This window comes from Vibrio sp. R10-SG3-ISO3 (assembly GCF_059834225.1).
The window spans coordinates 57,801-81,244 of the sequence record NZ_JCBDHE010000016.1 but is presented as its reverse complement, the minus strand read 5'-3'; the positions used below and the strand labels follow the sequence as shown (position 1 = coordinate 81,244).

The following is a 23,444-nucleotide window of genomic DNA, read 5'->3' as shown; positions in this document are numbered from 1 at the left end:
TCGCTATACCTCTGCCAAATCGCCGTTGCTCTGTAACCATGATCGGCGGTCATCCGCACGCTTTTTACCCAACAACATATCCATCATCTCTAATGTCGCTTCGTTGTCATCAATGGTTAGCTGCACCAGACGACGGGTGTTCGGATCCATAGTGGTCTCACGCAATTGCAGTGGGTTCATCTCACCCAGACCTTTGAATCGCTGTACGTTGATCTTGGCTTTTTTCTTCGATAAACGCTCCAAGATGCCTTCTTTTTCATCGTCATCCAGTGCGTAAAACACTTCTTTTCCGCAATCGATACGATACAAAGGAGGCATAGCAACATAGATGTGTCCCGCTTCCACCAGCGCACGGAAGTGGCGAGTAAACAGCGCACACAGCAGCGTGGCGATATGCAGACCATCGGAATCCGCATCGGCAAGAATACAGATCTTGCCATAACGCAGTCCTTCAAGGTTGTCGTTGTCTGGGTCAATGCCTAGTGCCACGGAAATATCGTGCACCTCTTGCGAAGCGAGCACTTGGTCAGCCGAGACTTCCCACGTATTGAGAATTTTACCCCGCAGTGGCATCACCGCTTGGAACTCTCTATCACGCGCCTGTTTGGCAGAGCCGCCCGCGGAGTCACCCTCGACAAAGAAAATTTCGGTTCGGTTGAGATCTTGCACCGAGCAATCGGTCAGTTTACCTGGTAAGGCTGGGCCAGAGGCCACTTTTTTACGCACGACCTTCTTGCTCGCTCGCATGCGGCGATGAGCATTGGCAATACAGACTTCAGCCAATTGCTCTGCCAATTGCGGCTTTTCATTCAGCCACAAACTGAAGGCATCTTTGACCACCCCAGACACAAACGCTGCGGTTTGGCGCGAAGAGAGACGCTCTTTAGTTTGGCCTGCAAATTGCGGATCTTGCATCTTGACCGAGAGCACGTAAGAACAGCGATCAAAAATATCATCGCCCGTCAGTTTGACGCCGCGTGGCAGCAAGTTGCGGAACTCACAGAATTCACGCATCGCATCCAACAAGCCTTGGCGTAAACCATTGACGTGCGTACCGCCTTGTTTGGTCGGCACCAAGTTGACGTAACTTTCCGTGATCATCTCGCCGCCTTCTGGCTGCCAAATCACGGCCCAATTGGCCATTTCCGTCTCAGCGACGAATTCACCAATGTACGGTTCCTCAGGCAAGACCGGATAGTCTTTTACCCCTTCTGCGAGATAATCTTTTAGGCCATCTTCGTAGAACCATTTATGCTCTTCGTTGTTAACTTGATCGACGAAAGTGATCTCAAGTCCTGGGCAAAGTACCGCTTTTGCGCGCAGGTTGTTGACCAAGCGAAGGGCAGAGAACTTAGCGCTGTCGAAGTATTTGGCATCTGGCCAGAAGTGAACGGCGGTACCCGTATTACGGTTACCACAGGTGCCCGTCACCGTGAGTTCGGTGACGGCGGCGCCATGTTCAAAGGCAATTTCGTGCACTTGCCCTTGACGCCTAACGATCACTTCCACGCGTTTTGACAACGCGTTTACCACAGAGATCCCCACCCCGTGGAGACCGCCAGAGAATTTGTAGTTGTCGTTGGAGAACTTACCACCCGCGTGAAGCTTGGTCATGATGAGTTCTACGCCAGAAATTCCTTTCTCTGGGTGAATATCCACCGGCATGCCGCGGCCATCATCAATCACCTCTAATGATTGATCGGCGTGCAGAATGACTTTGATCTTCTTAGCATGTCCAGCGAGAGCCTCATCCACTGAGTTATCAATCACTTCTTGCGCTAAGTGGTTGGGTCGCTCTGTTTCGGTATACATGCCAGGACGATGTCGTACTGGGTCGAGACCTTCAAGAACCGAGAGGTCTTTCGCATTATATTGTTCAGTCATAATACGGAGTTCGTTATAAAGAATGAAAACATGACTGTGCGCTGATGAAATCAGGCTTCGAATTGAAAAAGTGGCTCGTGTGACAAATCAACACTTTTGCCAAAACCGCACAAGTATAGGTGGAACATAGTCTGGAAGAGTATCAACTATGTCAAGTGAGACAGCGAAGTAACAAGCAAATTTATGACTCTTCCCTCAATGAGGGCTAGAGCGCTAGGAACTCCACAATCGCCGCCGGGTAGTATTCAAAGCCGACAAAACTGTGATCGCCGCCTTCGATAACGGTCTGTTTCGCGCCAGCTAATTTGCTCACGGCTTGACGGTAGTCCAACACTTCATCGCCGGTTTGTTGCAGCAGCCAAAAATCACTCGGATTTGCAATCACCTCAGTGTCGAGCGCTTTAAGCTCCTCGATATGGCACGCTTGTAAACAATACTCTTCTTGAGTGTAGGGGTTTTTCTGAGGGCCTAAGAAATCCGCCAATAGTTCATAGGGCTTGATAGCAGGGTTAATCACTACCGCTTTAAAGCCAAATTTTTGATTGAGCCACATCGATAAATAGCCACCGAGCGAGCTGCCCACCAGGGCTATCTGATAGTCATGTCGATGCTGTTCGACAATCGCCAGTAAATGCGCGGCCGCTTGCTCAGGAAAGCTGGGCAGACGGGGGATCTCTACTCGAATATCTGGGCGGTGAAACTGGCAATAGTCTCGCATCACATTGGCTTTTAGCGACTGAGGTGAGCTGTTAAAGCCGTGAATGTACAAGAGCATTGAAGGTTTCATGATCAGTATCCTGCTGAGCTAAAGTCCGGTTGAAATTGCCCTTCTGGCAATCGCTGAACACGAGTCTCAAGCGAGCCATCGGCATTAAGAATCAGTTCTCGCCAGCCTGGTGAGCGCGCATCAAGCGCAAAGTCGTTCGAGTTGGGTTTAAATTGCACGCAAGTAGACGGCGTCGCCATCACTTGTACACCCTGATGATTCACCTTCATGTCTTGATGGACATGACCACACAGCACCGCTTTGGTGTTGTTGTGTTTACTCACAACCTGCCAAAAGTTATCTGCGTCTTTTAAGCAGTGCTGATCAAGCCATGCACTACCAACCAAAATTGGGTGGTGATGCAACAAAACCAAAGCGTGTTTGTCTGGGTATTGCGCCAGCTTGCTATCGAGCAGGTCTAACTGACTGTCGCTTAAACGACCATGAGGAACGCCAACCACTTGCGAGTCAAGTAAGATAAGTTGCCAATGCTCACCGAGCAGCACGTGCTCAGCAGGCTGAATTTGTGAGGTTGGCAATACCGAAGTCATACTGGGCTTAAAATCGTGATTACCCGGTAGCCAAAAGCACGTTTTCTCAAGCGGAGCAATACCATTGACGAAGCGTTGATAGGACTTTTCGGTGTGATCCTGAGAGATATCGCCAGTCGCCAGAATGGCATCAAACTCGACGTGACGTTCGACAATGGCGTTGACCACTGCGTGGAAGCTGTCGCGCGTATTGACGCTCAGTAAGCTGCCATCTTCGGGTTCAAAAAGATGCGTATCGGTAATCTGAACTAATTTGATACTGCCATTCTGCGCTGTATTAGACACTACTTTCAAAATATAAACCTAGATATTTAACGGAGCTTTACTAATGCCCTGCTTCAAACAAAACGACAGCCAATCGCCTAAAAAGCGGTTGAGTTGCACTTTTTCATCTTGTTGAACCATCTTATCGTTCGGATAGTCGTAACGAGGGTTCACCCGTTTTAGATGCTCGCAACCACACACTTCCGCCACGCGAGCATCGTGGTAGAGCCTGACAGACATTTTTGGCAATGGAAATACTGGAACGTCATCACTTTGACAAATATCGACCAAAGTTGTGTACTTTGTGACTTCGCACACTTGAATTTGATACGTCATGCTCGCCGCTTCATAGCAGCGAACGTCGTCGATGCTCGGCTGCGCAGGCAGCAAGGCATTCAACTTGGCGTAATTGGTCTCATAAGTCCGCATCAGATCCGCTAAATCAACATGATACGGTTTCTTCATTGCTACTTGTGTCATCATTCTCTCAAGTGAGTTATGCCTTAGTGGCCCAGTTGGCTCGGACTCGTTGTTGGTTCAATTGCAACCATTGCAGCGCGATGATCGAGGCACCATTTTCAATCGAACCATCCAACACCGCTTGGTACGCGTGTTCACGAGTCATCACGTGCACTCGAATGTCCTCTCCTTCATAGTCTAAACCATGAACGCCATGCGCTTTAGAGGCATCCACCTCTCCAACAAAAACATCCAGCTTTTCAGAGCAGCCACCAGACGATGGATAATAAGAGGTTACTTTCTCAAGGCGCCCAACTTCAATCCCTGCCTCTTCCACCGCTTCTCGGCGCACTACCGACTCGGCGTGCTCGCCAGGCTCAATCATGCCGGCGACAATTTCTAACTGCCAAGGGGAGTCATGCTCTAGAGCGCCAACACGAATCTGCTCGATGATCACCACTTGATCCCGCTCTGGATCGTAAGGGAGCATCGCCGCGGCATGGCCGCGTTCAAACATCTCACGCTCAATGGGTTCACTCCAGCCCCCCTCAAACAGCTTATGTCTAAAACAATATTTGACCATTTTAAAGAAACCGTCGAATAGCGTCTTCTTCGAGATGATTTCAATATCGCGTCGGGTAAAATGCGTTTTCTGCGGGCTCGATTGTTGCATTTGGCACCTCTCTGAGTGAATCTTATAGTTTACTCAGTCAATTGCTGAACTTCCAAGGGCATAGCTCAACTTTTTGTGCAAAATTTATAGATTTATTTAAATTGATTAATTTTTTATATTGCACAGTTGGACAGTTACATGTAAAACTCTGAAAAGATTCGAGCAAAATGACAACAAATTGGGTTAAACTCCATGAGTCAACTTTTTCATATATAGGCAGGAATAGGACCAATGAAGAAACTGCTTCCCCTTTTTATTAGCGCAGCGTTAGGCGGCTTAAGCACTCAAGTATCAGCTGACACGCTGGCAGAAATCTACGATCAGGCAAAAGAGAATGATCCCACCCTTTTGAGTGCAGCGGCTCAGCGTGACGCAGCGTTTGAAGCGGTGACTTCCAGTCGCGCCACGCTACTGCCTCAAATCAACTTAACGGCAGGTTATAATCTGACCCGTGGTGAAAAAGAGTTAGATAGCGGTTCTACGACCGATAATGATGTGAATTCGTTGACGGCAGGTATTGGTTTCTCACAGCAACTTTATAACCGCACCAGTTGGATTACGTTGGACACCGCGGAGAAAAGCGCCCGTCAACAAGACGCCTCTTATGCGGCGATCCAACAAGCGTTGATCCTACGTGTTGCCACTGCCTATTTTGATGTGTTGCGCGCACAAGACAACCTCGAATTTGTCCAAGCGGAAAAAGCCGCGGTCGGTCGTCAGCTTGAGCAGACTAAGCAGCGTTTTGAAGTGGGCCTGTCAGCGATTACCGATGTGCATGATGCCCAAGCACAATACGACTCAGTGCTTGCCGATGAAGTGCTGGCGCAAAACACATTGACCAACAGCTATGAAGGGCTACGTGAGATCACGGGTCAATCGCACTCTGAACTGTATGTGCTCGATACGGACCGTTTCTCGGCAACGAAAACTCAAGCGGCCATTGATGCCCTAGTGGAAGAAGCGCAGCAGAAGAACCTCAGCTTGCTCTCAGCGCGTATCGCGCAAGATGTGGCAAAAGACAACATCTCTTTGCAAAGCTCTGGTCACCTACCGTCATTAACCCTCGACGGTGGTTACAGCTACACGGATTTAGACAAGTATTACAGCGACTCTACAAACGGTACCACTAACGACTTTAATATCGGTCTTAACCTTAGCGTGCCACTGTACACCGGTGGTGCGACGACCTCGCTCACCAAGCAAGCGGAATTCAACTACGTTGCTGCCAGCCAACAACTTGAAGCGACCTACCGCAGCGTGGTGAAAGATGTTCGTGCGTTCAACAACAACATAAGCGCATCGATTGGTGCCCTGCGTGCTTATGAACAAACCGTCGTCTCTGCAAAATCCGCGCTGGAAGCAACAGAAGCGGGCTTTGATGTCGGGACACGTACCATCGTTGACGTACTTGATTCAACACGTCGTCTGTACGATGCCAACAAAAACCTCTCCAATGCACGTTACGATTACATCCTAAGCGTGCTTCAATTGCGGCAAGCTGTTGGTACCTTGAGTGAGCAAGACATTCTTGATATCAACGCGGGTTTGAAAGCGTCAAGCTAAGCCCACACGTGACTGACAATAAAAAATGGTTGGCTTGTGGGCCAACCATTTTTTCATCTAGATTCTTCTAACCTAATAGCGTTTAGTAGACCTTATCAACCGTCACTTGGTTTTGCACCAGCCACTTCACCATGCCATGGTAAGTAAGAGCGACGGCTACATCAATCGGCTCTTCGCTGCCCACATCGAACGGCTGACTGAAGGCCACTTCCCAGTGATGCTCATCTTGAGTACGCAAATCAAATTGGTCTGGCGTCAACTGCCAAAGCTGATCGCCCTGCTTGAGCGTGACGGTTTCCACATCAAGCTCCGCAGGTAACACGGCATTGCTTTTGATGTACAAGGCCCCGTGCAGTGTATCTTTGATGTCATCACCCACTGTGGGCATTTTATCTAACCAGAGGTTGCTTTCGAGCACCACGGTTGCCTCAGCGACATCGAGTTGATCGCTGCTGTTCCACACCACATCTTGTGCCGCACATCCGAGCAGCAAAGCACTGCCCAATACAAGAGAGACTAACTTTTTCATCACGTTACCTTTGTGCTAACCAGTCTTTGAGAACTTGAATATCATACTGGTATTCGTTTTTCATTTCCTCAACCCAATCATCAATGTTTTCCCACCAAGCGGGTAATTGGGGTGATTGCGCCTTTTGCGCCACACTTTGAATGCGTTTTAACCCTATCGAGCCGGCCGCCCCTTTGATCTTATGCGCTTCAGAGACGATACCCTCTTGATGTTTGGCAGTCATGTTGGAATCGAGCACTTGCAAATACTCTGGCATCATCTCTTCAAACATGGTGATGCTGTCAAGCACGGGCTGTGGCCCGACGATGCCGACATAAGACTCCAACATATCGATATCGAGCAGCTGCTGATAGGCTTCAAGATGTTCGTGGCTGTCAGGCGCGGTTTCGCTCTCTGTTGGCTCACTGCCCGATTGCACCTCGGAGAACTTGGCGATCACATCTAACACCGCTTTCACCGACAGCGGTTTACTGATCGCATCGTCCATCCCTTGGTTGAGATACTCGCTTTTATCCTTTATCACGTTAGCTGTGAGCGCGACCAAAGGCGGCAGGTGAGAGTATGTGCGACGGAAATAACTCGCCACATCAAAACCGGTCATATCGGGCAATTGGATATCGAGGAACACCAGATCATAGATCTCTGGATCAAACATCTCCATCGCTTCAGCGCCATCCATCGCAATCGTCACTTCATGGCCGAGGCTCTCAAGCAGTGAACGCGCTACGGTGACATTCAGCTCGATATCTTCCACCATAAAGATATTAAGCTCTTGTGACGCGGCTTGCGTCACCGACTCAGGTTCATTCAAAGAGACAAGCGGCGCTTTGAGCGTCACAGTAAAGGTACTGCCAAAGCCCTCTTCACTGCTGACGGTAATGTCACCTTCCATCATGTTGATCAGTTGTTTAGAGACCGCAAGACCAATCCCCGTCCCGACTGCGTGCAGGTTGTCCGTTTCCGATTTGACTTGATAATACATGGCAAAGATCTTATCGAGCTCCGCCTCGGGAATACCGATACCACTGTCTTCCACCTCAAAGCTAATGTAGGCATGAGCGTCGTCTGTTTCTGCACTAACGCTCATCACCACCCCACCTTCTTTGGTAAATTTCATCGCGTTGCTGATCAAATTCCACAGCACCTGACGCAGACGAGTCGCGTCCACTTCGATACCGTGAGGCAGCTCGCTAAGCCGCTCAAGATCAAAACGTAGGCCTTTTTGCGAGGCCATCAGCGCAGAGATACTCTCCATCTCTGCCACGAACTCTTCAAAGTTCATCGGCTCTGGATAGAGCTCCAATTTGCGACGATCAAACTTATCCATATCGATGATATCGTTGAAGATATTCCCGAGCGTAATCGCGCTGACGTTAATGGTTTGCATGTGCTTGCGCTGCTCTTCACTGAGCTGCGTATCAAGCAACATGCGGCTCAATCCCACAATCCCATTCAGCGGGGTGCGCAGTTCATGGCTGATGGTGGAGATAAACGTGGTTTTATCGCGACTGGCTTTCTCCAGCGACTCTTCATGACGTTTACGCTCGGTGATATCGCGGCCAAAACCCACCAGCCCTAAATGACGACCGTCCTTACTGTAAAACGGCACTTTGCGCAGCTCAAAGTAATTTTTTCGCCCATCTGGATATTCCAGCCACTGCTCGTAGGTCAACGCGCGATTGTCGGCAAACACCTTTTGGTCGGTATCGACAATCGGTTCCGCTATTTCTCGGCTATAAACATCCCAAGGGGTTAAACCGACTAACTGGCTCTCTTTCTTACCAGTCAACTCTTCCATCGCTCGGTTACATCCAGAGAAGACCCCATCGGCGTTACGATAATAGATAAGATCGGGCGAGGCATCGATGAAGGATCGCAGCAGCGCGGTGCGCTCCGCCAACTCGACTTGAGTACGCTCACGTTGATAGACCTCATTTTCAAGATCTTTCATCGCTTCTTCGCGCGCCGATTCGGCTTTGATCCGCTCTTCAATTTCTTGATTGAGTTTTTCGATGTTTTGTTGAAGTTTGTAGTTCAGCTCTTGGTCTCTTGAACGCATGTCTTTGAGTTTAGAGACGAGCTTGGATAAGCGTTGACGAGACTCTTCAAGCTGATCCACCACCACAGAAAGAAAATAGACCGCCCAAGGTGTGATCAGTAGACCAAAGAAGACTGAGCGAACGATGTCAATATCATCCACGTGGCCACTTAACACCAGCGTGATCCCCACCTGGACCACCACGGCCAGTGCCACCAACGCCAAAGCAAGCAAAATTGAGAAACGTAAAATGCCAAGTTTGACCAAGAGGTCGACATAATACTGAGCGAGGTTTTTTATCGGTTTCATTAAACGCTCCGAGCCTAGAATCACCACTGCCTCATGATGGACAGTGGTTTCATACTACCTGTTTTGCCCTTGGGCTGCTAAAGCTTCTCTGACTCGGGAACGTTTAAATGTGGGATGTGTGAAGCGACAAGGCTTAGGGCGTGGCAAGTGGCGGCGCTGTGTAAACGAATGGACGCTCAATCAACGAACCTTGCGCACCCAACGCATTGAGTGAACGACCAATTTCCGTCATCGCCAGCCAGCGGTTTTCACACCAAAGCGGTGCCAACAAGGTAGGTCTGCGTGCCGCCGAAGAGACGCGATGATAGACCACTTCCGGTGGCGTCATGCGGATCATTTCACTGGCAATAGCAACATATTCATCAAGCTCAGGCGCCTGCAGTTTACCAGCTCGCCACGCTTTAGCCATGGTACTGCCTTCTACAATGTGCAAGCCGTGCAGTTTGATGCCATCGGTACCCACCGCCAACACTTGGTGCAAAGTCTCCAGGTTGTCATCGCGTGTTTCGCGCGGCAAACCCACAATCAGGTGAGTACACACTTTGATCCCGAGCGCTCTAGCGCGCTCAGTGATGCGCGCATAACACTCAAAGTCGTGGCCACGGTTGATGCGTTTAAGGGTGTCGTTGTTGGCGGTTTGTAAGCCAAGCTCTAGCCAGATTTCATAGCCTTGCTCAACGTAGTCAGAGAGCAGTTCAAGCACCGCATCAGGCACACAATCTGGCCGCGTCCCTACGCACAATCCGACGATGTCCGCCGCTTTGAGCGCCTCTTCATACATCGACTTGAGCACTTGCACCTCAGCGTAGGTACTGGTGTAAGCCTGAAAATAAGCCAGATACTTGTTCGCGCGGCGAATCTCCCCCGCTCGGTCAGTGAGTTGGGCTTGAATGCTTTTTACTTGAGCTTGCTCATCAGCAAACGAAGCGACATTGCAAAAGGTACAGCCACCACGGCCAATCGTCCCGTCGCGATTCGGGCAACTGAACCCACCGTGCAAGGTCAGCTTGTGCACTTTCTCTTTATAGCGACGCTGGAGATCTTGACCAATGGTATTGACTAATTCGTGTAGCTGCATTTCCCACCCAAACGTAAATAAATCTCATTAAGATTTATGTAAAAAAATTACAATCATGAAAATAATTCGGGGAGGAATCTACCGATTTCAAACAGGCGCAACTTTAATCAGAGTCAATAAACATTCATTAAATACAGGCATTTCGCTAAATGTTACGCAAAAGTTAAACGCAATGGTGCATGTTCATGCGAAAAAAGTGGGCGACAAGGGCGAGTTTTCATTGCATTTGCTGCTGACAAAATTGTAGGATACTTACAGTTTTTGTGATTTTTATTACAGACAAAATTGCAAAATCATCGGCGGTATCCACCTCCCACCTATATAAATCACTACATAGTGACAATAAAAACATGGATATCACCAAGGATTGTTTTTCTCGCAATATTTTTCCTGCGAGATACGGAACGGAATCTAAGTCTCCCACCTCGGTTGACTTCGAATCATACAAATCAAGGACAAGACGCCCCTGCGGATTAGGGTAATTGCGTCTAATTGAACTGGAAGGATGTATCTATGGTAGATAGAGAGCAAAGTTCTCAGGGTCTATATACTCCAGAACTGGAGCATGACGCCTGTGGTATCGGTTTTGTTGCTCACCTGAAAAACCGTAAATCACACGAAGTTGTGACTCAAGCACTCGATATGCTCGCTCGCATGGAACACCGCGGTGGTCAAGGTTGTGACCCTTGTAGTGGTGATGGTGCGGGTATCTTGTTGCAAAAACCCCATGAATTTCTTTTAGAAGAAGCAGTAAAGCTCGGTATCAAACTGCCTTCTTTTGAAAAATACGGCGTTGGCGTGGTTCTCTTCCCGAAAGATGAATACAAACGCGAGCAATGTCGTGACATCTTAGAGCGAAACGCCAAGCGTCTCGACCTAGAAATCATTGGCTACCGCGTACTGCCAACCGACAACTCTATGATCGGCGCCGATCCTCTCAGCACTGAGCCTCAGTTCGAGCACGTGTTTGTCACTGGCGGCCCAGGTATGACGCCAGAAGAGCTTGAGCGCAAGCTGTACGTGCTGCGTAACTACACGGTACGCGTCTGCCTTGAGAGCGTGTCGAACATTGGTGATGATTTCTACATCAACTCCATGTCTTACAAAACCTTGGTGTATAAGGGTCAGTTGACCACAGAGCAAGTGCCTCAATACTTCCTCGACCTGCAAAACCCAACCATGGTGACGGCGCTAGCCTTGGTACACTCTCGCTTCTCTACTAACACCTTCCCGAAATGGCGTCTGGCGCAACCTTTCCGTTATATCGCCCACAACGGTGAGATCAACACCGTTCGCGGTAACTTAAACTGGATGAAAGCCCGTGAGGCGATCATCGAGTCGGATCTGTTTACACAAGCAGAAATCGACATGCTATTGCCTATCTGTCAAGAAGGCAGCTCGGACTCTTCAAACTTCGATATGGCGCTTGAGCTACTGGTCCTCTCAGGTCGTAGCTTGCCACACGCATTGATGATGATGATCCCAGAGGCATGGCAAGAAAACAAAACCATGGATCCGACACGTCGCGCGTTCTACCAGTATCACGCAAACATCATGGAACCTTGGGACGGCCCAGCGTCAGTCTGCTTTACCGATGGTGTCCAAGTAGGTGCAACGCTCGATCGTAACGGCCTGCGCCCGTCTCGCTACACCGTGACCAAAGACAACTTCCTTGTGATGGCGTCTGAGTCTGGTGTTGTGGATATTGCCCCAGAGAACGTCGAGTTCCGCGGCCGCTTGCAGCCAGGTCGTATCTTCGTTGCGGACTTAGAGCAAGGTCGCATTATCTCTGACGAAGAAGTCAAAGATACCATCGCAGGCGCTCAGCCTTACGAACAATGGGTGAAAGATAACCTACTTAGCCTGAAGAAACTGCCTGATGCGAGCAACCAGTTCAGCCAGCCTTCTCCAGAGCGCCTTCTCCATCGTCAACAAGCGTTTGGTGTCAGCACTGAAGAAGTGAATGAAATCATTGTTCCAATGGCGAAAGAAGGCAAAGAGCCACTGTCTGCCATGGGCGCAGACTGGCCATTGGCTGTCTTGTCTCACCAGTCTCAGCATCTATCCAACTACTTTAAGCAGTTGTTTGCTCAGGTTACCAACCCACCGATCGACCCGATCCGTGAGCGTATGGTGATGTCACTCAATACCTACCTAGGTAAAGATCATAACCTGCTGACTGAAACTCCGCTTCACTGTCAAAAAGTGGAACTGGAATCTCCAGTGCTCGCGAACTCTGAGCTAGAGAAATTGCGTGCGATCGACAACGAACACCTACAGGCGAAAACGCTCGATATCGTGTTCCAAGCCAATGAAGATCAAGGCAAACTAGAGCGTGCATTGAAGCGTATCTGTCAATACGCCGAAGATGCGGTGGTCGATGGCTACTCGATCATCCTACTCACAGACCGCGCAGTGAACTCAAACCACGCGGCTATTCCAGCCATGTTGGCCGTCGGCGCCGTTCACCATCACCTGATCCGCAAAGGTCTACGCGCGAAGTGTGACATTGTGGTTGAAACCGGTGATGCGCGTGAAACGCACCATTTCGCGACGCTACTTGGCTACGGCGCCAATGCCGTCAACCCGTACTTGGTAATTGAGACCATTGTTGAGCTGCAACGCACCAAGAAGCTCGATCCAGAAGCCAGCCCACGCGATCTGTTTGATAACTATCGCAAGGCGATCAACGGCGGCCTGCTGAAGATCTTCTCTAAAATGGGCATTTCAACCTTGCAGTCTTACCATGGCGCACAGATCTTTGAAGCGCTTGGTATCCACAAATCCGTGGTCGACAAATACTTCACGGGTACCGTCTCTCGTATTCAAGGTTTGACGCTCGATGACATCGCAAAAGAAGTCCTCATTCGTCACCGTGTCGGTTACCCCCAACGCGAAATCCCAGTGCAAATGTTGGATGTCGGCGGCGTCTACCAGTGGAAACAGCGTGGTGAAAAGCACCTCTTCAATCCTGAGACGATTTCGCTGTTGCAACAATCAACACGCAACAAAGATTACGATCAATTCAAGCAATACGCGGCCGCGGTGGATAAGCAAGGCGACAACGCGGTGACGCTGCGTAGCCAGTTGGAGTTTGTTAAGCACCCTGCTGGCTCAATTCCCATCGACGAAGTAGAACCGATTGAAAGCATCGTGAAACGCTTCGCTACCGGCGCGATGTCGTTTGGTTCGATCTCTTACGAGGCGCACTCAACACTGGCCGTTGCGATGAACCGATTGGGCGCGAAGTCTAACTCGGGCGAAGGTGGTGAAGACCCAATGCGCTTTGAGCGCAAAGAAAACGGTGACTGGGAACGCTCAGCTATCAAGCAGGTCGCGTCTGGTCGCTTTGGGGTGACTTCATACTACCTCACTAACGCAGACGAACTGCAAATCAAGATGGCGCAAGGCGCGAAACCGGGTGAAGGCGGTCAGCTTCCGGGTGACAAAGTCGATGATTGGATCGGCGCCACTCGTCACTCAACACCGGGCGTCGGTCTGATTTCTCCACCGCCACACCACGATATTTACTCTATCGAGGATTTGGCTCAGCTGATCTACGACTTGAAGAACGCGAACCGCGCTGGCCGCGTGAACGTCAAATTGGTCTCCGAAGCCGGTGTCGGCACGATTGCCTCTGGCGTTGCGAAAGCCAAAGCAGACGTTGTGCTTATCGCAGGTTTCGACGGCGGTACCGGTGCCTCTCCGATGTCATCGATTCGCCATACGGGCCTACCTTGGGAATTAGGTTTGGCGGAAACGCACCAAACGCTACTGAAAAACGGCCTACGTAACCGTATCGTTGTTCAAGCGGATGGTCAGATGAAAACGCCTCGTGACCTCGCTGTCGCCACATTACTGGGCGCTGAAGAGTGGGGTGTCGCAACCGCTGCGCTGGTAGTAGAAGGCTGTATTATGATGCGTAAGTGTCATAAGAACACCTGTCCTGTGGGCATTGCGACACAAAACAAAACGCTGCGTGAGCGTTTTGACGGCCGCGTCGAAGACGTCGTGACCTTCTTCCAATACATGGCACAAGGCTTACGCGAGATCATGGCGGAACTTGGCTTTAGAACCATTGATGAGATGGTCGGTCAAGGTCAGAAAATGAAGATTCGCCAAGACGTATCGCACTGGAAATACAAGAACTTAGACTTGTCTCCTGTGTTGCACGTTGAGCAACCGCGCGAGCAAGACGGCGTCTACAACCAGACCGTACAGAATCACAACCTAGAGCAAGTGCTTGACCGTAAACTGATTCAAGCGGCGATCCCTGCGCTCGAAAAAGGCGAAGCGGTCAACGCTGAGTTCCCGATCGTCAACACTGACCGCTCTGCTGGCACCATGTTGTCTAACGAGATTTCCAAGGTGTACAAGGATGAAGGTCTGCCTCAACCGATGAACGTTAAGTTTACCGGTAGTGCTGGCCAGTCGTTCGGTGCGTTCCTTGCGAAAGGCGTCAAATTTGAAGTCGAAGGCGATGCGAACGATTACTGGGGTAAAGGCCTATCTGGCGGTACCTTGGTGCTCTACCCAGATGCCAAATCAAGCATTGTTGCCGAAGACAACATTGTGGTGGGTAACGTCTGTTTCTACGGAGCGACCTCCGGAGAATCCTTCATTCGCGGTATGGCCGGTGAGCGCTTCTGTGTACGTAACTCGGGCGCGAAAGTGGTTGTCGAAGGCGTGGGAGACCACGGCTGTGAATACATGACAGGTGGCGCGGCGATTATCCTCGGTTCGACTGGTCGCAACTTTGCCGCGGGCATGAGTGGCGGTGTCGCTTACGTTTGGGATAAGTCGGGTGACTTTGAATCCAAACTCAATCCAGAGTTGGTCGATTTGGATCCTATCGAACAAGAAGACAAAGCCTTCTTACAAGATATGTTGACGAAACACGTTCAATTCACAGGAAGTGAAGTAGCTCAGTCTTTCTTAGACAACTTTGAAGCAAGTTTAGCGGCGATGGTGAAAGTCATGCCACGTGACTACAAAGCGGTGCTTCAAAAACGTCAAGCTGAGGCAGAACAAGCAGAAACGGAGGCAGTGTAATGGGTAAGCCGACTGGATTTTTAGAGCATGGTCGTGAACTTCCACAAAAGATCGACCCCAAAGAGCGCATCAAGAACAACAAAGAGTTCGTCCTGAACGACGAATTTGGTAGCAAGATCAATACGCAAGCATCACGCTGCATGGACTGTGGTGTACCGTTTTGTCATAACGGTTGCCCCATTGGCAACATCATTCCTGAGTTCAATGATGCTGTGTACCGTGATAGCTGGGAAGAGGCGTGGAACATTCTAAGCTCCACCAATAACTTCCCAGAGTTTACTGGTCGCGTCTGCCCTGCGCCGTGTGAAAGCGCGTGTGTATTGGGGATCAACCAAGACCCTATCACCATCTGTAACATTGAGAAAACCATCGTAGAAACGGCGTATCGTGAAGGGTACGCCAAACCGAAAACGCCACGCTCTCGCACAGGTAAAACGGTGGCGATCATCGGCAGTGGCCCGGCGGGTCTATCGGCAGCCGAGCAGCTGAACAGCGCCGGCCATAGTGTCACCGTGTTTGAACGTGATGAAAAAGTGGGCGGATTGCTACGCTTTGGCATTCCAGACTTTAAACTGAGCATGGAAGTGATCGATCGCAAGATCAACCTGATGGCCGAAGCGGGCGTTGAGTTTAAAGTCAACCAACACGTGGGAGTTGATGTCAACGCTCAGCAGCTTCGTCAAGAGTACGATGTGGTGTTGCTCACCGGTGGTTCAACCGTACCGCGCGACTTGCCAGTCCCGGGGCGCGAGCTTAACGGTGTGTACTTTGCGATGCAGTTTCTCGCACAAAATAACCGCCGAGCCAACAACATGGATCTCAAAGGTGAAGAGATTCATGCCGCCGGTAAACACGTGGTGGTGATTGGTGGTGGTGATACAGGTTCAGACTGTGTCGGTACTTCTAACCGTCACGGCGCTGCCAGCGTCACCCAGGTCGAAATCATGCCGATTCCACCAGAGAAACGCCCAGCGAACATGCCTTGGCCACAATACCCAATGATCCTACGTACCTCGACTTCACACGAAGAGGGCGTTGATCGTCACTGGAATATTCTGACCAAAGAGTTTATCGGTAATGACCAAGGTGACGTCACTGGTCTGCGTATCGCTGACATTGTTTGGCAAGACGCCAAAGCGGGTGAGCGCCCGAGCTTCAAAGAAGTCGAAGGCAGCGAGCGCGTGATTCCATGTGATATGGCGTTTTTGGCGATGGGTTTCTTGCATCCAGAACCGACCGGCGTTCTTGCTCAGCTTGATGTAGCACTTGATGAGCGTGGCAACGTCGCGACACAAGACTTCGCCACCAATCAAGCGGGTGTCTTTGCCGCAGGTGATATGCGTACCGGCCAATCTTTGGTGGTACGTTGTATCAATGAAGGTCGAGAGTGTGCACGTGCTATCGACCAGTACCTGATGGGGGGAACCCACCTTGAAGCGAAAGCGGATTCACTTATGCTCTCTGCATAACCGCTTACACTGACATCCTTCCAAACCTATCCAGTTGACCAGCACATTGTGCTGGTCTTTTTTATCCCTCACACTTTTATTGTTACAAAAATGTAACAATAAGAATTCTATCCCTCTGATTTGGCGAACTTTTTTCAGTCAATTACTTGGTAAATAGTCACCTAGCGTGATCATTCACCAAAAACTTGACCTTTTTCATCATAAGCTATACGTTGTGAAATCGATGAAAATGAATTCATCCAATTTTGTAAAATAATAAAAGATAATTTTGTGTATATTTATGCAAAATTTAACAATTTGAAAGCATAGTTAGTCATATTTACCAACCCTTTTTGAGTTCAAGCTGGATACGTTGGTAGTACTGTCTGGAAGACAGCGAAGCAAAGGGAGAATTGCAATGGCTCTATATGATCCTCGTCTTGAAAAAGACAACTGTGGATTTGGTTTAATTGCACACATGGAAGGTGAACCTAGCCACAAGCTAGTTCGTACCGCAATTTCAGCATTGGATCGCATGACCCACCGTGGTGGCATCGCCGCCGACGGAAAAACCGGCGATGGTTGTGGGTTGTTGTTGCAAAAACCCGATTCCTATCTGCGCCTGATCGCCAAAGAGAAAGGCTTCAATCTCGGTAAACAATACGCCATCGGGATGATTTTTTTCAGCCCAGACCCGGTCAAAGCACAATCTGCAAAAGACATTATTAACAAAGAGTTAGCCAAAGAAACCTTATCAGTCGCTGGCTGGCGCGAAGTGCCGACCAACTCTGCGGTCCTTGGTCCCATCGCGTTAAACTCATTACCGAACATTCAGCAGGTGTTTATTTCAGCACCGGCAGGTTGGCGTGAGCGCGACATTGAGCGCCGCCTCTATATTGCACGCCGCCGCATCGAAAAACAGATTCACGATGACAGCGATTTTTACATTTGTAGCTTGTCGACTCAGGTCCTTGTCTACAAAGGTCTGTGTATGCCAGCAGATTTACCGCGCTTTTACCTCGACTTAGCGGATCTGCGCATGGAATCAGCTATCTGTTTGTTCCACCAGCGCTTTTCTACCAACACCCAACCTCGTTGGCCATTAGCGCAGCCGTTTAGATATCTGGCGCACAATGGTGAAATCAACACCATTGAAGGCAACCGCCAGTGGGCGCGCGCACGTGCGTACAAATTTGCCTCGCCGCTTCTTCCGGATTTGCAAACGGCGGCACCTTTTGTCAATGAAACCGGTTCAGACTCCTCGAGTCTAGACAATATGCTGGACTTGTTCCTTGCTGGTGGAATGGATATCTTCCGCGCTATGCGTATGCTCGTGCCGCCTGCATGGCAAAACCACCCAGATATGGATGCCGATCTGCGCGCATTCTATGACTTCAACTCCAAACACATGGAGCCTTGGGATGGCCCGGCAGGCATTGTTCTATCCGATGGACGTTACGCGGCGTGTAACTTAGACCGCAATGGTTTACGCCCTGCCCGCTATGTGATCACTAAAGATAAGCTGATCACCCTCGCCTCTGAAGTCGGCATTTGGAACTACGCCCCGGATGAAGTGGCGAAGAAAGGTCGTGTCGGCCCCGGTGAGCTCTTGGTGATTGATACACGCCAAGGCAAGTTGTGGCAATCGAGCGAGATCGACAACGATCTCAAGAGCCGTCACCCTTATCGCGAATGGATGGAGCACAACGTTCGCAAGCTGACGCCATTTGCTGAGTTATCAGACGATCAAGTCGGCCAACGGAGCTTCGATAACGATCTTTTAAAGACGTATCAAAAGCAGTTTGCGATGAGTAACGAAGAAGTCGATCAAGTGCTGCGCGTACTCGGCGATATGGGGCAAGAAGCCGTCGGCTCTATGGGTGATGACACGCCAATGGCAGTGCTGTCATCCAAAGAGCGCTTAGTGACCGATTACTTTAGACAGAAATTTGCTCAGGTGACCAACCCGCCTATCGACCCACTGCGCGAAAAGCACGTGATGTCATTGGCGACCAGTATCGGCCAAGAGATGAATGTCTTTTGTGAAACCGATGGTCACGCCCATCGAGTCACGTTTGGCTCTCCGGTTCTGCTTTACTCAGACATGCAGCAGTTGCTTGGGCTTGATGATGACCACTACCGCAACACCATCTTAGACATCAACTACGATCCGACTCAGAAAGATCTCAAACAAGCGATTGATGATTTATGTGCACAGGCTGAGCAAGTCGTGCGTGAAGGGACGGTATTAGTGGTGTTGTCAGACCGCGCATTAGTCAAAGGCCGTTTGCCGATTCCTGCAGCCATGGCAGTAGGTGCGGTACAAACCCGTCTTATCGATGCCAACTTACGTTGTGATGCCAATATCATCGTCGAAACAGCAACCGCGCGCGATCCACACCAGTTCGCGGTACTGCTCGGTTTCGGCGCTACCGCTGTCTACCCTTACCTGGCCTACGAAGCGCTAGGCAAACTCATTGATGACGGTGCGGTAGAAAAGAGCTACCGAGAAGTGATGCAGAATTACCAATACGGTATTGATAAAGGTCTGTATAAGATCATGTCCAAGATGGGCATTTCAACCGTGGCCTCTTATCGCTGCTCGCAGCTGTTTGAAGCGGTCGGCTTACACAAAGACGTGGTCGAATTGTGCTTTAAAGGCGTCACTACGCGCATTCAAGGCGCCAACTTTGACGACTTCCAACAAGACCTCTTTAATCTCTCGCGCAAAGCGTGGGCGAAGCGTAAGTCTATCGACCACGGCGGGCTACTGAAATACGTACATGGTGGTGAATACCATGCCTACAACCCGGATGTCGTCGGCACATTGCAAAAAGCGGTGCGCTCTGGCGAGAGCCAAGATTACCAAAGCTACGCCAAGCAAGTGAACGAGCGCCCGGTTGCCATGCTGCGTGACTTGATGACGTTGAAAAAAGCCGAGTCGCCTTTGCCACTTGAGCGCATTGAGCCAACAACGGAGCTATTCAAGCGCTTCGACTCTGCCGCCATGTCCATTGGCGCTCTAAGCCCCGAAGCGCACGAAGCGCTGGCTACGGCGATGAACCGACTAGGCGGCTACTCCAACTCTGGGGAAGGCGGTGAAGATCCTCGCCGTTTTGGTACCGAGAAAAACTCACGCATTAAGCAGGTTGCTTCAGGCCGTTTTGGCGTGACGCCCCACTACCTGACCAATGCTGATGTGTTGCAAATCAAAGTGGCGCAAGGTGCCAAGCCCGGTGAGGGTGGTCAGCTGCCCGGGCACAAAGTGACGGCAGAAATTGCCAAACTGCGTTATTCCGTCCAAGGTGTGACCCTGATTTCACCGCCACCTCATCATGACATTTACTCCATCGAGGATTTGGCACAGCTGATTTTCGATTTGAAACAGGTCAATCCAAAGGCCTTGGTTTCCGTTAAGTTGGTCTCTGAGCCGGGAGTGGGCACTATCGCCACCGGTGTGGCAAAGGCTTACGCTGACCTTATCACCATCTCTGGCTACGACGGCGGAACCGCCGCCAGCCCACTCACCTCAGTGAAATACGCGGGCAGCCCATGGGAGCTCGGTCTAGCGGAAACCCAACAAGCACTGGTCGCAAATGGTTTGCGTCATAAAATTCGCCTACAAGTCGACGGCGGTTTAAAAACCGGTCTCGATGTGGTCAAAGCGGCCATACTCGGTGCGGAGAGTTTTGGTTTTGGTACTGCGCCTATGGTTGCGATGGGATGTAAATTCCTGCGTATCTGTCACTTAAACAACTGTGCTACGGGCGTCGCGACACAAGACGAAACCTTGCGTAATCAATACTTCAAAGGCCTACCCGAACAGGTAATGAATTACTTCACCGGCCTTGCTGAGGAAGTGCGAGGCTTACTCGCCGAGTTGGGCGTTGAAAAACTCACGGATCTGATTGGCCGCACCGATCTGCTGCAAGCGGTGGAAGGGATGACGGCGAAACAAGCAAAACTGGATCTATCGAATATCCTCGAAGCACCGGTTTCTCCAGAAGACCATCCGCTGTTTTGGACTGAGCCGAACGCGCCGTTTGACAAAGCGCACTTAAACCAACAGATGGTCGATGATGCGATGAGCGCAATCGAAGCGCAGCAGCCCGCAAGCATCTTCTACAATGTCATCAATACCGATCGCTCAGTGGGCGCACGTCTGTCGGGCGAAATCGCCAAACGCTATGGCAACCAAGGCATGGCCGCCACGCCCATCAAGATTTACCTTGATGGTACAGCGGGTCAATCGTTTGGTGTCTGGAACGCTGGCGGCGTTGAACAAATCCTCACGGGCGATGCCAACGATTACGTGGGTAAAGGGATGGCAGGTGGCAAACTGGTCATCAAACCTCACTTGGGTACGGCGTTCAAATGCCATGAAGCGACCATCATAGGCAATACCTGCCTATATGGCGCGACAGGCGGCAAACTGTTTGCTGCAGGAACGGCGGGTGAGCGTTTTGCGGTGCGTAACTCAGGTACCATTGCCGTCATCGAAGGCGCGGGTGATAACGCTTGTGAATACATGACCGGTGGCATCGTCGCGATTCTTGGCGCAACAGGCGTCAACTTCGGCGCGGGTATGACGGGCGGTTTTGCTTATGTACTAGATAATAATCAAGACTTTGCAGGGCGAGTGAATAACGAGTCGGTAGAAGCGATTTCGTTGGCCGACCTCTATATCCACCAAGAGCATCTACGCGGCTTAATTGCCGAGCACTTGGAGGAAACCGGTTCGGCACATGCCGAGCATATCCTAGCGAACTTTGATGAATGGATTCCGAAGTTCTACCTAGTTAAACCTCAAGCAGCGGATCTGAATACCTTGCTTGGTCACCAAAGTCGTAGCGCTGCTGAACTTCGCGTTCAAGCACAATAAGTCATGGAGGATGTATGAGCCAGAACGTATACCAATTTATCGATGTCCAGCGTGTCGACCCGGCTAAAAAACCGATTAAGATCCGTAAGATAGAGTTTGTCGAGATTTATGAACCCTTTACCAAGCAGCAAGCGACTGCCCAAGCGGATCGCTGCTTAGATTGTGGTAACCCTTACTGTGAATGGAAATGTCCGGTTCACAACTACATTCCGCAATGGCTAAAGCTCGCCAATGAAGGGCGTATCCTTGAAGCCGTTGAGCTGTCTCACCAAACCAACAGCTTGCCCGAAGTGTGTGGACGCGTCTGCCCGCAAGACCGTCTTTGTGAGGGTTCCTGTACCCTCAATGATGACTTTGGTGCGGTGACCATCGGCAACATTGAAAAATACATTACGGACAAAGCGTTCGAAATGGGCTGGAAGCCCGACTTGTCTAAAGTCGAGTGGACGGATAAAAAAGTCGCCATCATAGGCGCGGGCCCTGCAGGTCTCGCTGCAGCCGATGTGTTAGTCCGAAATGGCGTGAAACCAGTCGTGTTTGATCGCTACCCAGAGATCGGCGGGCTGCTCACCTTTGGTATTCCCTCCTTTAAATTAGAAAAAGGGGTGATGGAAAACCGTCGCCGCATCTTTAGTGACATGGGTGTTGAGTTCCGTCTCAATGTCGAAGTCGGTAAAGACATTCAAATGAGTGAGCTGATTAACGACTACGACGCGGTCTTCTTAGGGGTGGGTACGTACAAAAATATGCGCGCTGGACTTGAGAATGAAGACGCACCTGGCGTGTATGACGCGCTGCCGTTTTTGATTTCCAATACCTATAAAGTGATGGACCTTAAAGACGACAAACCGTTTATTGATATGGCTGGGAAAAATGTCGTCGTCCTCGGCGGGGGAGACACCGCGATGGACTGTGTGCGCACCTCTATCCGCCAAGGCGCTGCAAACGTGATTTGTGCTTACCGCCGTGATGAAGAGAACATGCCTGGCTCAAGGCGCGAAGTGAAAAACGCCAAAGAAGAAGGGGTAGATTTTATGTTTAACCTTCAGCCTTTGGGGTTAGAAGTCAACGCAAGCGGTCAGGTCACTGGGGTCAAGGTGGTCAAAACGGCATTGGGTGAACCAGATGCTGCTGGGCGCCGCCGCCCAGAGCCGGTCGAAGGCAGCGAACACGTACTGGCCGCCGATGCAGTCATTATGGCGTTTGGTTTTCAGCCGCACCAAATGAGCTGGTTAGAACCTTATGGTGTAGAGCTGGATCAGTGGGGCCGAATTAAAGCGGCATCTGAACAAACTTACCGTTACCAGACCAGTAACGAGAAGATTTTTGCCGGTGGCGATGCTGTGCGCGGCTCCGATCTTGTAGTCACGGCCATCGATGAAGGACGCAAAGCGGCAGAAGGTATCTTAGACTTTCTAGAAGTGTAACCTTCTTAAAGTCCGTGAAGCCCCCTCTTAGTAAGGAGAACCAATGAAACCCCAATGGCGAACCCTAACCACTCTGCTACTCGCGTCGATCGCTCTCGCGGGTTGCAGCCAAGGAGTGACGACAATGACAGACAGAAGCGCCGAGCCATGTGGTGACAAACCCAATTGTGTCTCTACTCAGGATACGCGAGAGAAGTTTTCTCTCGCACCCTTTATCCTGACTAAAGAGGCCAACATCGATGCGATAGAGCGCGCTGCCCTGCAATTACCCGGCGCCAAAACCGCGGTCAGCGATGAAGGTTACTTACGTATTGAGTGCACCTCAAAAATCCTGCGTTTCGTCGATGACTTGGAGCTAAAAATGACCGACGGAGCACTAATGGTGCGCTCAGAGTCGCGTGTGGGTTACTCTGATTTTGGCGTCAATCGCAAACGCGCAGAGCAACTTCGTGACATCCTGAAAGCCGAAGGGCTCATAGAGTAACCAAGACGCTTAAAATAAAAAACCGAAGCGCTGATAG

At 50.4% G+C, this 23,444-nt stretch carries 14 protein-coding genes; 6 read left to right on the top strand and 8 right to left on the bottom strand.

Annotated elements, in window-relative coordinates; all coding sequences use genetic code 11:
* Window positions 1–3: 3 nt before the first annotated feature.
* From parE to nudF, 5 genes are all read right to left on the bottom strand, one after another.
* Window positions 4–1,884: a DNA topoisomerase IV subunit B gene (gene parE, locus AC6R1A_RS03795; RefSeq protein WP_500633471.1), complete on the bottom strand. Its 1,881-nt coding sequence runs from the start codon at window positions 1,882–1,884 to the stop codon at window positions 4–6.
* Window positions 1,885–2,089: 205 nt separating this feature from the next.
* A complete protein-coding gene (gene yqiA, locus AC6R1A_RS03790; RefSeq protein WP_500628720.1) occupies window positions 2,090–2,671 on the bottom strand; it encodes an esterase YqiA in 582 nt (193 codons plus the stop codon).
* A gap of 2 nt (window positions 2,672–2,673) precedes the next feature.
* The gene (gene cpdA, locus AC6R1A_RS03785; protein WP_500633470.1) at window positions 2,674–3,495 is read right to left on the bottom strand and encodes a 3',5'-cyclic-AMP phosphodiesterase; all 822 of its coding nucleotides are present in this window, start codon (window positions 3,493–3,495) and stop codon (window positions 2,674–2,676) included.
* Window positions 3,496–3,504: 9 nt separating this feature from the next.
* On the bottom strand, window positions 3,505–3,945 hold the full coding sequence (locus AC6R1A_RS03780) for a DUF1249 family protein (RefSeq protein WP_334554536.1): 441 nt from the start codon (window positions 3,943–3,945) through the stop codon (window positions 3,505–3,507).
* 16 nt (window positions 3,946–3,961) lie between these two features.
* Window positions 3,962–4,597: an ADP-ribose diphosphatase gene (gene nudF, locus AC6R1A_RS03775; protein WP_500633469.1), complete on the bottom strand. Its 636-nt coding sequence runs from the start codon at window positions 4,595–4,597 to the stop codon at window positions 3,962–3,964.
* 231 nt (window positions 4,598–4,828) lie between these two features.
* On the opposite strand from nudF, the gene tolC reads away from it, so the two are divergent.
* Entirely contained in the window at window positions 4,829–6,160 is a 1,332-nt protein-coding gene (gene tolC / locus AC6R1A_RS03770) for an outer membrane channel protein TolC (protein ID WP_500633468.1), read from the top strand.
* Window positions 6,161–6,242: 82 nt separating this feature from the next.
* Here tolC and AC6R1A_RS03765 read toward each other — a convergent pair whose 3' ends face one another.
* From AC6R1A_RS03765 to mnmL, 3 genes are all read right to left on the bottom strand, one after another.
* On the bottom strand, window positions 6,243–6,689 hold the full coding sequence (locus AC6R1A_RS03765) for a hypothetical protein (RefSeq protein ID WP_500633467.1): 447 nt from the start codon (window positions 6,687–6,689) through the stop codon (window positions 6,243–6,245).
* A gap of 4 nt (window positions 6,690–6,693) precedes the next feature.
* Window positions 6,694–9,036, bottom strand: coding sequence for an aerobic respiration two-component sensor histidine kinase ArcB (gene arcB, locus AC6R1A_RS03760; protein WP_487901340.1), 2,343 nt, complete (start codon window positions 9,034–9,036; stop codon window positions 6,694–6,696).
* A gap of 133 nt (window positions 9,037–9,169) precedes the next feature.
* Window positions 9,170–10,114, bottom strand: coding sequence for a tRNA modification radical SAM protein MnmL/YtqA (gene mnmL, locus AC6R1A_RS03755; protein ID WP_500633466.1), 945 nt, complete (start codon window positions 10,112–10,114; stop codon window positions 9,170–9,172).
* A 513-nt stretch (window positions 10,115–10,627) separates the two neighbouring features.
* Between mnmL and gltB (AC6R1A_RS03750) the strand changes: the two genes are divergently transcribed.
* The 5 genes from gltB (AC6R1A_RS03750) to AC6R1A_RS03730 all read left to right on the top strand — a co-directional run bounded on the left by gltB (AC6R1A_RS03750) (window position 10,628) and on the right by AC6R1A_RS03730 (window position 23,407).
* Window positions 10,628–15,166, top strand: coding sequence for a glutamate synthase large subunit (gene gltB, locus AC6R1A_RS03750; protein WP_500633465.1), 4,539 nt, complete (start codon window positions 10,628–10,630; stop codon window positions 15,164–15,166).
* Window positions 15,166–16,635 carry a glutamate synthase subunit beta gene (locus AC6R1A_RS03745; protein ID WP_500628114.1) on the top strand — a complete coding sequence of 490 codons (1,470 nt, stop codon included), beginning with the start codon at window positions 15,166–15,168 and terminating at the stop codon, window positions 16,633–16,635. The genes gltB (AC6R1A_RS03750) and AC6R1A_RS03745 overlap by 1 nt, the downstream gene beginning before the upstream one ends.
* A 397-nt stretch (window positions 16,636–17,032) precedes the next feature.
* Window positions 17,033–21,496, top strand: coding sequence for a glutamate synthase large subunit (gltB, locus tag AC6R1A_RS03740; protein WP_500633464.1), 4,464 nt, complete (start codon window positions 17,033–17,035; stop codon window positions 21,494–21,496).
* A 14-nt stretch (window positions 21,497–21,510) separates the two neighbouring features.
* Window positions 21,511–22,923 (top strand): FAD-dependent oxidoreductase, encoded by a 1,413-nt coding sequence (locus AC6R1A_RS03735; RefSeq protein WP_500631784.1) that lies wholly within the window; start codon window positions 21,511–21,513, stop codon window positions 22,921–22,923.
* Between the two features lie 43 nt (window positions 22,924–22,966).
* Window positions 22,967–23,407: a DUF1499 domain-containing protein gene (locus AC6R1A_RS03730; RefSeq protein ID WP_500633463.1), complete on the top strand. Its 441-nt coding sequence runs from the start codon at window positions 22,967–22,969 to the stop codon at window positions 23,405–23,407.
* Window positions 23,408–23,444 lie beyond the last annotated feature (37 nt).

Coding starts and splice junctions, on each gene's coding strand:
- parE (WP_500633471.1), bottom strand. CDS start 1,884: ATGACTGAACAATATAATGCGAAAGACCTCTCGGTTCTTGAAGGTCTC.
- yqiA (WP_500628720.1), bottom strand. CDS start 2,671: ATGAAACCTTCAATGCTCTTGTACATTCACGGCTTTAACAGCTCACCT.
- AC6R1A_RS03780 (WP_334554536.1), bottom strand. CDS start 3,945: ATGACACAAGTAGCAATGAAGAAACCGTATCATGTTGATTTAGCGGAT.
- nudF (WP_500633469.1), bottom strand. CDS start 4,597: ATGCAACAATCGAGCCCGCAGAAAACGCATTTTACCCGACGCGATATT.
- tolC (WP_500633468.1), top strand. CDS start 4,829: ATGAAGAAACTGCTTCCCCTTTTTATTAGCGCAGCGTTAGGCGGCTTA.
- AC6R1A_RS03765 (WP_500633467.1), bottom strand. CDS start 6,689: ATGAAAAAGTTAGTCTCTCTTGTATTGGGCAGTGCTTTGCTGCTCGGA.
- arcB (WP_487901340.1), bottom strand. CDS start 9,036: ATGAAACCGATAAAAAACCTCGCTCAGTATTATGTCGACCTCTTGGTC.
- mnmL (WP_500633466.1), bottom strand. CDS start 10,114: ATGCAGCTACACGAATTAGTCAATACCATTGGTCAAGATCTCCAGCGT.
- gltB (WP_500633465.1), top strand. CDS start 10,628: ATGGTAGATAGAGAGCAAAGTTCTCAGGGTCTATATACTCCAGAACTG.
- AC6R1A_RS03745 (WP_500628114.1), top strand. CDS start 15,166: ATGGGTAAGCCGACTGGATTTTTAGAGCATGGTCGTGAACTTCCACAA.
- gltB (WP_500633464.1), top strand. CDS start 17,033: ATGGCTCTATATGATCCTCGTCTTGAAAAAGACAACTGTGGATTTGGT.
- AC6R1A_RS03735 (WP_500631784.1), top strand. CDS start 21,511: ATGAGCCAGAACGTATACCAATTTATCGATGTCCAGCGTGTCGACCCG.
- AC6R1A_RS03730 (WP_500633463.1), top strand. CDS start 22,967: ATGAAACCCCAATGGCGAACCCTAACCACTCTGCTACTCGCGTCGATC.